Annotated in this window: 7 protein-coding genes; all 7 read right to left on the reverse strand. The window is 46.7% G+C overall.

Annotated features, from left to right (window positions below):
- Window positions 1-51: 51 nt before the first annotated feature.
- Window positions 52-1,896 (reverse strand): ABC transporter ATP-binding protein, encoded by a 1,845-nt coding sequence (locus tag MJB10_RS14570; protein WP_314795723.1) that lies wholly within the window; start codon window positions 1,894-1,896, stop codon window positions 52-54.
- On the reverse strand, window positions 1,893-3,737 hold the full coding sequence (locus MJB10_RS14575; RefSeq protein WP_314795724.1) for an ABC transporter ATP-binding protein: 1,845 nt from the start codon (window positions 3,735-3,737) through the stop codon (window positions 1,893-1,895). The genes MJB10_RS14570 and MJB10_RS14575 overlap by 4 nt, the downstream gene beginning before the upstream one ends.
- A 264-nt stretch (window positions 3,738-4,001) precedes the next feature.
- Window positions 4,002-7,727, reverse strand: a complete 3,726-nt coding sequence (locus MJB10_RS14580) for a dynamin family protein (protein ID WP_314795725.1) — start codon at window positions 7,725-7,727, stop codon at window positions 4,002-4,004.
- A 31-nt stretch (window positions 7,728-7,758) separates the two neighbouring features.
- Entirely contained in the window at window positions 7,759-8,034 is a 276-nt protein-coding gene (locus tag MJB10_RS14585; RefSeq protein ID WP_314805633.1) for an NAD/NADP transhydrogenase alpha subunit, read from the reverse strand.
- A 25-nt stretch (window positions 8,035-8,059) separates the two neighbouring features.
- On the reverse strand, window positions 8,060-8,731 hold the full coding sequence (gene nth / locus MJB10_RS14590) for an endonuclease III (RefSeq protein ID WP_314795727.1): 672 nt from the start codon (window positions 8,729-8,731) through the stop codon (window positions 8,060-8,062).
- Window positions 8,732-8,925: 194 nt separating this feature from the next.
- Window positions 8,926-11,655, reverse strand: coding sequence for an S-layer homology domain-containing protein (locus tag MJB10_RS14595; protein WP_314795729.1), 2,730 nt, complete (start codon window positions 11,653-11,655; stop codon window positions 8,926-8,928).
- Window positions 11,656-11,685: 30 nt separating this feature from the next.
- On the reverse strand, window positions 11,686-12,267 hold the full coding sequence (locus MJB10_RS14600) for a GerMN domain-containing protein (RefSeq protein WP_314795730.1): 582 nt from the start codon (window positions 12,265-12,267) through the stop codon (window positions 11,686-11,688).
- Window positions 12,268-12,315: the final 48 nt, after the last annotated feature.

Genomic DNA, 12,315 nt, shown 5'->3' on the forward strand with positions numbered 1-12,315 from the left:
AAAAACTGCCCAACCACCCGAGGGTGGCTAAGCAGTTTACACGCGAGATGCCTATACGGCATCTTGCAAAAACTTATATTGCGCTTGAATTAAGCCATAATAAATCTTCTGTTCCCTCATGAGCTCATCATGGTTGCCGATTTCCATCATTCGACCGTGGTCAAGTACGACGATTTTATCCGCATTTCGGATCGTTGACAGGCGATGTGCCACGATGAAAGATGTGCGTCCCGCGAGAAGTATTTTGAGCGCTTCCTGAATTTTGAGCTCTGTATCCGTGTCAATACTCGCCGTAGCCTCATCTAAGATGAGCACGCGCGGATTCGCCAGCAGCGCTCTGGCAAAGGAAATCAGCTGCCGCTGCCCCATGGAAAGCACGTTGCCTCGCTCCTGCACTTCCGTTTCATAGCCCAGCGGCAGCTGCGAGATAAAGTCATGTGCGTGGACGGCCTTAGCCACTTCTTCAATCTCTTCATCCGTCGCATCCAAACGTCCGAAGCGAATATTATCGCGAATCGTGCCCGAGAAGATGAACGTATCTTGCAAAACGACACCGATCTGAGAGCGAAGACTCTGGATGCTAACTTCCTTAATATTTTGCCCATCAATCTCGATATGGCCTTGATTTGGATCATAGAAGCGGCATAAGAGGTTCATAATCGTGCTTTTCCCTGAACCGGTATGACCAACTAAGGCAATTGATTGACCTGCGGTCACATCTAAATTGATCCCGTTTAGCGCTGGGCGGCCAGGCTCATATTCAAACACAAGGTCTTTGAACTTCACATTCCCCTGTACTTGCGGCAAATCCTTAGCCCCTTCGATCTCAGCAACAGTCGGCTTCTCGTCAATAAATTCGAAAATCCGCTCTGCCGAAGCCATCGCAATCAAGAGCTGTGAATACATTTGACCGAGCCGCGTAATCGGTTCCCAGAAATAGCCGATGTAGGTGGCAAATGCGACAAGCAAACCGACTGAAATTTCCTCTGTTTGAATGAGATGCGCGCCTAGCCAGAACAAGATGCAATACCCGATCGCGCCTGTAATTTCGATAAGCGGACCAAAAGATTGATTCAGCAAGGACGCGCGATTCCACGATAAGCGATTGGTCATATTCATTTTTGTAAAAAAGGAAATATTCTCTTTCTCTTGCGTGTACCCTTGTGTCACTCGAATCCCTTGAATACATTCGTTCAAATGCGCATTCAAGCGAGACTGCTTCATGGTTAGGTCCTGCCAGGCGCGGCGGATTTTGGTACGCAGCTTCGTGGATACGATGAACATAATCGGCACGGTAACGATAATTGAAGCCCCTAGCTTGAAGTTAAACGTAAGCAGAATGACGATAATCCCGACCAGTTGAACCACATCGATTAACAAGTTGACGACACCGTTCGTAAACAAATCTTGGAGTGAGTTCACATAATTCGTGACACGAACAAGTACGGATCCTGCGGGCCGCGTATCAAAGAAGCGGAAGGAAAGCTTTTGAATATGACTGAACAAATCATGGCGCAAATCATAAATGACGCGCTGTCCGATCATGTTCGTGTATTTAATACGAAATGTATTTGCAAGCCATTGCACAATATAGACGCTTAGCATAATGCCGACAATAAGGACGAGAAGATTGGTCTTTTTCGGAATAATGGCATCATCAATCGCAACGCGAATGAGTAACGGAACGGTTAGCTTCGTAATGGCGCCAACGAGCATCATGATGATAATGATGGGCAGCAGCTGTTTCCGATACGGCTTCATATAACTGAACAAGCGCTTTAATTGGCCCCAGTCAAAAGGCTTCTCGATCAACTCATCGTCCTGATAGACGAACCGTTGCCCTTGTTGCGAATCTGAATTAGGTGCTGACTCAGCTTGCTTCGCTTGTGAACTCAATGTGCTAACCTTCTTTCTGAATTCAAGGAGATCTTGATTGAATTGGGATCAGCTTCGATACCTTCAGAGATCGGTGCTTCCTCACGTGCCGCTGCCGCTTGATTCTCGGCTTGTCGTGGCCCATCGGAATATTGAATCTCATAGGTCTGGCGATATATGCCCTCTTGCTGCAACAGCTCTTGATGCGTGCCGCGTTGAATAATTCGCCCTTTATCGAGCACAATGATTTCATCGGCATGCTTTAGGGAAGAGATACGGTGGGCGATGATGAACGTTGTACGGCCCGCCATAACCTCTTTGAATCCAGCTTGAATCTCATGCTCCGTTTCCATATCAACAGCACTTGTTGCATCGTCAAGCACGAGAATTTTCGGATCTTTAATTAACGCTCTAGCAATCGCGATCCGCTGTTTCTGCCCGCCTGATAAGCCTAGGCCACGCTCACCAACAACCGTGTCATAGCCTTCTGGCAACTCCGAGATAAAGTTATGCGCTTTCGCGAGCTTGGCAGCCCGAATAATTTCGTCCATCGATACATCTTTGCAGCCATACGCAATATTGTTGCGAATGGTTGACGAGAATAAGAACGTTTCTTGGAACACGGTTGAAATTTGACTGCGGTAGCTTTCAAGCTGTAAGGAGCGAATGTCTTTGCCATCGAGCATGACCTTGCCTTCCTTCACGTTGTAAGCTCGCATGAGCAAGGAGATCACCGTTGTTTTCCCTGAACCCGTGCTTCCTAGAAGCCCGATAACGGAGCCTGGAGGCGCATCCAAATTGAAATCATATAATGCAGGCTGTTTCTCTGGATAAGCAAAGGTGACATGATCAAACCGGACATGACCATCAACTTTCGTAACAGGAGCAGCGTTCTCGCCATCTTTAACATGCATATAGTGATGAAGAACATCCAAAATTTTCTCTCCAGAAGCTTTCGTTTGCGTGAAGTTGTTAATATGGAAGCCTAGACCCCACATCGGTCCGATTATGTACCAAATCAGTGAGAAGCATGCGACTAATTCCCCAAGAGTAATCGTGTCTTGGATGACCATGTAACCGCCAGCGCCGAGCAGGATAACTACACTTAGATTCGCTAGAATTTCCATGATGGGGAAATACTTCGCCCAGATGCCAGCGGACCCGATATTCATCGATTTGTAATCTTCATTTCGTGCAGCAAATTTAGTGACTTCATGAGGTTCGCGGGCAAACGATTTGACAGTGCGAACACCTGTAATATTCTCTTGAACGGCCGTTGTCATAGAACTTAGCGATTGACGAACCATCCGGAATGCGGGATGAATCTTGCCCTCAAATCGCACCGCCGTAAACGCGAGAAACGGCATCGAAATCATCGTTAGCAAGGCTAGCTTCCAATTGATCGAGAACATCATCCCCATGCCAAACACGAGCATCAACATGACATTTAGTAATTGAGCAAATCCGAAACCGATGAATTGTCGAATGGCCTCTAAATCAGCCGTCAGCCTCGACATCAAATCGCCCGTTCTCGCTTGATCGTAGTATTGGAACGACAAGTATTGCAATTTGTTGTACATCGCATTACGCAGATGGTAGGCAACACGATTACCCAAACGCCCCCCGCATAAACCGTGCAGAAACTGAAACAGCCCTTTCATTGAAACGACAATGACAACAATTAAAGCTAATCGAGGCACGAGGTCAAATCGCTTCTTGGTAATGACTTCATCAATCAAATACCGCAGCAAATTCGGATACACCAAGCCAAGTGCTGTTGCTATCGCTAAGCAAGCAATAGCACCAAATAACAGTTTTTTCTCTGGCCAAAAATATGGCTTCAGTTGCCTGAATACATCCACTTTGGGCCCTCCTTAAAAGGATAGATTTGAAACGCGTAGGATTTGTGAACACTTTATGAATCTTAACACCATCCCTATATGTGAGCAATCAGAGCATACTCGGATTTAAACGCTTAAAGGGGCATAATTTCACGAAATCGTGTAGGAATCCCCCCTATTCTTTTAAATCATCCCAATACCCTCCAATGAAAGCCCTTACATGAAGGTTGCAAAAAAAGAGTGAATGGGGTTCCAAATAACCCCGTCCACTCTTTGGTTCATCTACTAAACAAATGCCTTTAATTGATGCTGTTTGGATATCAGTTCATCTAAATCAATCTTCATTTGCAGGGCTTGGCGCAGCCCATCTGCATGGTCTTTCACCGCTTGCTCCATGATGACTTTCTGCGCAATCAACCAGGCTTCCAATTGGTTGCTGTACGCCTCGACCAACTCAGACGTCATCTGCTCGATACAAGCCACCACAGGCGCCCCGATCCGATTCTCTAATTCGGCACGCAGCTTACTCTTGCCATCGCCTTCGAAAAACTGCTTCGCATTTTTGAAGAAGCTCTGCAGCAATTTCAACGTCACGTCGCCAGCTTCCAGCTTCGTCGCAATCTCGGGTGTAACGAACGCATGCGACTCATACGAAGCTCGCTCAAAGCCTTCTAGCAGCAGTCCCAGCTCTTCTCCCCAGCGATTCATACGATTCGCGCTAATCAGATTCATCCGTTTCTCTACACGAAGTGTCGTTGCAAGCGCTTCTTGCGAAAGATCGTGAGCGATCAATCGCACCAGCTCATTCCATGCAAATTGCAGCGCTGTTTTCGGATCATTGACCTCATCACGGAATGTCGAAGGATTAAACGCATAATTGAACAGCTCGCCAAAGCGGAACATTGCTCTTTGCTTCACATAATACATCAGCTCTTGGATTTCTTTGCTCAGTTCCTTGGACTCGGCGTCATAGCGCGTATCTTCAAGTAATTCCAGCGCTTGCAGCTCCGATTCATCAAGCATCGTCAATTGTACTCTGCGCTCTTCCTCGCCCGTTTGGGCACGCTCCAGCCATTTCTGCATCGTGGCAATCGCACGGTGCAGCTCTAGATTCGCAGCATGAATCGCCACATCACTGAGCTCGTTCAATGTAAATTGAACAAATTCCTGTTCAAATGGTTCAATGCCAGATTGTGCAACCAAACCTGCATTTCCATTGATTTTACCTTCAGCAGCCAAATAGCTTGAAATTGGATAAATGCGCGGATGGCGGATGCCATGCTGCACTAAATTCGTCTCTACGTGCTTCACAACTCCAGCTAGTTCTTCGGAACTAGCCGCCAAATCAGCGGCATTGACGATAAAGAACATTTTATCCATTTCAAAGCTGTCCTTCACACGACCGAGCTGTAGCAGAAATTCACGATCAGCTTGGGAAAACGCATGATTGTAGTACGTGACGAAAAGAATCGCGTCCGCGTTTTTGATATAGTTAAACGCAACGCCGGTATGACGCGCATTGATCGAATCCGCTCCTGGCGTATCAACGAAAATAATGCCTTGATCCGTCAGTGGATTCGAATAATATAATTCAATCCATTCAACGAAACAGGATTTGTGCTCTTCCGCGACATAACCGGAGAACTCGTCTTTCGTAATTTTCAGTTCTGTGCCCAAATGGCTTTCAGCGGCTGTCCAGCCTTTCTCCACAGCTTTCAAAAATGAGAAATGCGGCTTACCTTTGGCCGTCACATCGGCTGGTGATAGCTTGCCTATCCCCTTCAATGCAGACGTCATATCCGTTGCTTGAACACCCAAGATGTTCAAGGAGTACAGTACATCCTCCAGGATCGCTGCCGCCTTCTTCATCTTGACCTTCGCTGTGCCATGTGGCCAGCCTTCCTGCGGCGGCATGATCTTATTGATTGCCGCCGTGGTTGGGTTCGGCGACACGGGCAGTACGCGTTCACCAATCAACGCATTGGCGAACGAGGATTTGCCTGCGCTGAACGCGCCGAACAGCGCAATCGTGAACGTCCGCTGGCGCAGACGTTCCGCTTTCTCGCGCATGGATCGAGCGAGCGACTTCATCGACGACATGCCGTCGATGAGGTGAGCGGCCGCCTGCAAGTCGGCGGCCTTGCGCTCCATGCGCTTCCCGCGTTCACCCGCGGTGAACGCGCTTGCTAGTGGCGCAGCTGCCTCTTTAGGAGCAGCTGCGGTGCTTCCAGCCGCCGAAGCGGTAGCTGCGGCCTGCAAGATCGTGCCCATGGAGGTCACGTGCAGACTTGCCCCGCCCAGCGGGGCAGCTGACGGCTCCTCCATGGCTGTGTAGAGCTGCGCATCCGGCAGCGCCGGCGCAGCGGGTCTTGCCCAGCTGGCTTTGCGCAGCAGCTGGGCCTCTGCCGCCGCCTCGGCTTCCTCGAGGCGGGCGAGCTCGCGGCAGGCCCTCAGCCTGCCGCTCAGGGCTTCCAGCGCCGCCGCAAGCGCAGCCGCGGCAGCGGTAGAGCCATCGCGGACGGCAGACGCGATGAGATTAATCACCGCAAACGCCTGTTTGCGGTATTGCAGCTTGATTTCCCCAGCCAACTGCTTCATGTAGTTGAGCGTATATTCACCGCCGAAGGTTGCACCCGTGTTCACTTGCGATATTAATAATTCGCTCGTGACTTCAACCTTCAACGCCTCAATATACTGAATGAGCAGCGGATCATGAAGACCTTGCTCTTGTGCAGCTTTTTTCAATCCATCCCGCAAATGCCAATCCAACTGCGCCTCTACCTGCTCAGCCAAATTGGCTTGAAACGCCGTTAGACGTTTCTCCATTTCCGCTGCGGTTTGAGCCGCTCGCGAGAAAAAGCCAACCTTAAACCCAGGCTTGCGGCTCTCTAAAAACGTATGAGCCGCATCCCGAGTTAACGCAGGGGTAATATTCGCATTTTCGATAATGGACGTAACATCTTTACGGAGTTCAAGCGTTAACGTTTCAGGAAGAGCATTCAGTGCAGCAAGTTCCTCTTGCTTTGAAGCTGCTTGAGCTTGAAGCTCGGCCACATCGCCTTCTTGACTGATCTGTTCCATGAGCTCCGCCTTTTGCGGTTCATGCTGTTCAGCCAACCATTTGCCATGCTCAGCGGTCAAGAAGCGTGCCGAAGCATCGATGCTGTAACTACGTAATTCGTCCCCTTGGTCGATAAGACGTCCTAACAGCCATTGGAGCTTTCTGTACTCATTATGAGGGTGCGCAGGCTCTTTCATTGTCACATAAAGCAAGCCGTCAGGTTCAATCCCCCAATGTAAGAACGCCGAATGCGTTCCAGATTGATACTGAGCGAAGGGCAACTCCCACTCTTTATGCTTATCAATCATATTCACGACGAGATAGAGCGGTTTCCCCCACTCTTTCATCTTCTTGGTAAATGCTAAATTCACTTCAGATTGAACATGGTTATAGTCCATAACATAGAACACGACGTCCGCCAAGTGCAGCGCGGATTCTGTGGACTGATGATGCGCATCGTCCGTCGAATCAATCCCTGGCGTATCCAACAACGCGGTATGTTCTCCTAAAAAGGTGATCGGATACGTAATTTCCACCGTTTCAATATCCGTTCCGTTCACACAATACGCTTCAAGCTCGGTCAATGGTATCGTCGTCGTCTTCCCTCGCGCGCCGATCACGCCATCGTTTGTTTTGTGTGTGACATGCGCGCCAGGATTCCCATTACGAATGCTAACGATATTCGCACTAGTCGGAATCGGACTCGAAGGCAGCAAAGCATGTCCGCACAGCTGATTGATCAAAGTCGACTTTCCTGCTGAGAAATGTCCACAGAACGCGATATTCATCCGGCCGCTCTCGATTTTTTCTAATAATTGCCCCATTTTCGTTGCATTCACTTCATCGCCAGCAAGCTGAAGCGCCTGCTTCATCTTTTCTATCGCCTCTGGCATGACCTCGATGCTCTTTTCCACCAATTGCGTCATTGTCGTCCAATCTCTCCTCTTCATAGAAAAAAATCTCCCAAAGGGAGATTAGGTATTACGTAAGAGCCACTTTTTCTTTTTCTGGTAAGAAAATTTCGAACACATCACGGTGTTGAAGAATCGTAATATCGGAGTCTTTGACCTTCATCACGACAACCTCGGATTTTGTTTTCATTTTGTCTATGTAATTTTGAGGAACCTCACCGGATTCACTGACGGTTACACCCTCAATGATTTTTTCCTCATTATCAGCTAGTGGTGTATTAATAACCTGCTCATAAATATCGGAGAACAATTCAAAGCTATTCGTATATACGGCGATACATTTCATTTCAATCCCATCCTTTGTCAGCATTTCATTTGTTTGTAATAGTTTTCCTAGTTGGCTTCGGTTTCATACGTTTCTTGCCCTCACGGCAATTGTCCAATAAGGGACATAACATACAATTCGGGTTCTGAGCCTTACAGTGATATCGACCGAAAAAAATCAACCGATGATGTGTTTGCGTCCATTCTTCTCGCGGTACTTTCTTCATGAGCTTCTTTTCAACTTCAAGCACCGAATCATCTGCGCCAACAAGACCTAAACGTTTAGAAACACGTTCCACATGCGTATCTACAGCTATTGCAGGAACACCGAATGCGTTCGACATGACAACATTGGCCGTTTTGCGACCGACGCCTGGCAATTCCACCAATTGCTCATGCTTCTCAGGAATTTCGCCACCGAACTTGTCCAGTAGCAACTGACACAGCTTATGAATGTGACTAGCCTTATTTCGAAAAAGCCCAATCCTCCGAATGTCTTGCTCTAATTCCTCTAATGGAACTGCCAAATAATCTTCGGGTCGCTTATATTTCTGAAACAAGTCCTTCGTAACTTTATTCACGGTCTCATCGGTACATTGTGCAGATAACAGAACAGCAATCGTCAATTCGAACGGATTACTGTGGTTTAGTTCACAATGCGCATCTGGGAAGAGCTCTCCAATGGTATCCAGAATATGTCTAACTGCCTTCTGTGTCATAGCTGATCTTCCTTAGGGTCGTAATATTCTTCAGTTTAGCGAATTGTAGGGTCAGAATCAATCCTTGAAAGCGTCAAAATGCGAACATTTTCTAAAAAAACATCAATTTTTTTTGAAATGAATGAAAAACCCGCCTGATCGAGAAGATAACCTTCTCCCAATCAGACGGATCTAACGAAAGCTTTGTTCAAAAATTATTTTTCGATCTCTACAATTTTGTTATCAAGGACATAGATCGTCACCTGTTCACCACTTACGAATGCTGAAGGTGAGACAACGGTAGTTCCTTTGTGTGCATATACGCGGGAGAAGACGTTATACGTCGTTTGATCGCCCGCACCAGCTGCTTTCACATAAAATTGGCCAAGAGATGAGCTGTAACTATCAACTTCCCGTTTAGAAGCGATGGCAACCTGAATGTGCATAGTGCCATCAGCAGCGCCTTTCATCACTTGGACACGATCTCCAACTTTTATGGAGGAGAAGCTCCAGCTTGTGCCGCCGTTTAACGTCACATCATATTTGCTGCCTGCATTCACAACTTGACTTTTCCCTGTAAAATCTTGGACTGTAAGGCTCCCGCTAGCCGCATTAACAGCTGTAACTTTCCCTCTTACCGGGGTAATAACTTCCGCTTGTGTCACGGCAAGCCCTTTGAACGATAACTTCACATAATCTTCAATTGCAAAGTCAGCAATCGTCCCCGTGCTGCCGTCTCCTTTGACAATTGGAACACCATCCAGCGCAACGCTGAACGTTTTGTTCGCGGAATCAAGTACAGTCACTTGTTTCAAATTTGGATTCAATAGAATCGTTTTGAACACAGCGGTTTGACTCGTCACGATTTTCGTAATTGTTGATTGATCGAAGCTAAGAATTAGACTAATATTATCGCCGACTTTCAAATCTGCAAACGTACTGCCAGGCTTATTCGCAAGCTCAACCGTTGTATTGCTATTCAATTTAAAAGTTAGGCTTTGACCACTGCTTGTTTTTATAGTCACATCATTGGTCTGCACATTTAATTGCGTTAACGCTCCGTCCAATTGGGAGGACAATTGGATTTGCTTCACATTTTTATTGGATACTTGGATGTCTACGAATTTACCTCTCGTAAAAATACCGTTGAAGGAACTGAACGGCAATATAGTTCCTGCATAGTTAATTGTTAAATCATCATTCAGTTTATAAGCATTTGGATTACCTTCGCTATCCGTAACCGTTAAAATTTTAGATGAGTCCGAATAATCAATAATTTTAGCAAAAGAAACATTTTCAATCGAACGATTCGTTACTGTAATTTTCGTCACTTTATTATTCAAAACATCAAGCTTCAGCTGATCGCCGACAGTTAAATCATAGATACTCGCGTTCGCTAAACCACTGATAACGACGCGTGTATTATTGCTTAACTCGTAAGCATCCACTGTTTTACCCGACGTTTTATTAATGAGAATGGTAGACTTATCATCACTTAATTGTTTGAAGCTGCCTTCAACCGTTGTTCCAACGTCTGCTTGCTTCTTCACCACGATTTTGACGATCTCGCTGTTCTTCACGGTATATTCCAACGTGTCGCCAATGTGTATCGAATCAACCGTAATCAAGGTAGTGTCTGCTAGCGTCGCAATGACATTGCTCGAGAAACCGAAAGTCTCCACCTCTCCAGAGGAAGCCTCCAGCATGGAAAGTTGCATCGCATTTTTGTCTAACGCTTGAATTTCGCCCACCGATGTTTTGTTAACTGGAATTTGTTTCACGACGATTGACGTATATTTATCGCTTTCCACGAGCTGACTCTTGCGTATTTGAATCGTGCTGCCCTTAATAATATCGCCTAAGCTAAGTCCACGTCCGTCAACATCCGTTACCGAAACATCCGAAGCAAGATCATAGCTTTCAAAGTCATCCAATGTCACCTTCATCGTAGTAAGATTTAACTTCAACAATTGACCCTCATGGACGTCCATGTGAAGCTCATCATTTAGAATCTCAACATAGTAGGCCGTCCCATTCACCTGCACGAGGGATACTTCATACGTCTCTTGCAGATCCTTTGATGAAATAGCCTTATCATCCGCTGTTCCGAAGAACTTCGTGTTTGGCGACAATTTGTATGTACTTGTATTGCCATTCCCATCCATAATCGCAATGCTGCCGCTTGTCAGACTCGTCATGTATCCTTTGACTGCACGGTCTGGCAAGGTCGTCAAATTTTTCTGTGATCGGCTGAGGAAAGTAGCCATTTGCGCACGAGTGACAGCACCTCTTGGCTGGAAGGAACCATCCTCGAAGCCATCGACGATTTTCAACGCGACAGCTGCGTTCACAAATCCAAGTGTTGCTGTACTAATTTGATTTTTATCGGTAAAAGAGGACGCTGAACCAGCTAGGTTACTCGCCATAGACGCCTTGCCAATCGCACGAATGACGACCTCGGCAACCCATTCTCTGGTTGCTTTCTTCTGACCCCAAATCTCACCTTTTGGGGCACCGCTGCTTCTCAGCTTCTCATCTGCAGTTGAAATCAGACCTTTTTGTAAAGCAACAGCCACATAGTTTCGGGCATACTTATCAACTAACATGAAATCAGGGAATACGGTTTCAGATGTCAGCGAATCTACCTCAGATTGCAAGCCCATCATCCGTGTCGCCATAATGAGAACGTCTTGTTGGGATACGGCTTTCTCAGGGTCATAGATTCCGTCTGCAACGCCTTGAATGACTCCTTCTAACGCTAATTTGGATATATGACGAATTCCCCAATAGTCACTGCTTACATCATTAAAAGATAACCTGACAGTGGAGGCGGATGTAGTCGACGTGCTCGTTGTAGTTACCGGTGCGGCAAGGACTGGTGTGCCTGCTAGGCTCGTAATGATCAATGAGGTTAGGACAGCACTCGCCAATTTCTTATTAGTCATGATTAGTTTAAACTCCTCTACAAATCCTGTTTAGTTAGGTCGTTTTATTGGATAGGGCAGCTCCAAATGCCCCATTAGGCTGTCAACCTGCTTGCCATCTTTTAGCACATATAACGCCTTCACTTCCGTGAATTGAAATACCGTTTTCTTTAGCGCTTGCAAGAATAATTCCTCACCTGGAGCACCCAATTGTGTCTTAGGCCCAAAAGCTACATCCACTTTCAGCTCTCCTTTGGTCGCATCAAACGCTACAGACTTGAATTTCAGATCATCAAACAGGGAGATGGCTTTCGGATCATCATTTTTCTGAAGCGCTTGAAGTGCAGCCGCATATACGTCAGCATCCTTCTGGAAGCTAATCGTTACAGCCTTCTCAACGAGCTTCATTTCATCTTGATCGCTATAATATGCCTTAATTTGTCGTTGTTTCATTGGAACCGCTGTTGGTGTCGGCACTGCCGTTGCAACGATGGGCGTAGCTGTTGGCGTAACACTTGCATGCGGTGTCGATGTTGATCCTGTGAATTGAGCCTTTTGCCCGCAGGCGGTTATCGACAATGTGATGGCACTTACAAGAAGCGCTCCTTGAACTAGGCGAGTTGTGATGGTCATCTGCTTCACTCCTTGAGTAGTTAGGCATTGTCTATTTAGCCTGTTAAG

This window comes from Paenibacillus sp. MBLB1832 (assembly GCF_032271945.1).
GTDB classification, from domain to species: domain Bacteria; phylum Bacillota; class Bacilli; order Paenibacillales; family NBRC-103111; genus Paenibacillus_E; species Paenibacillus_E roseopurpureus.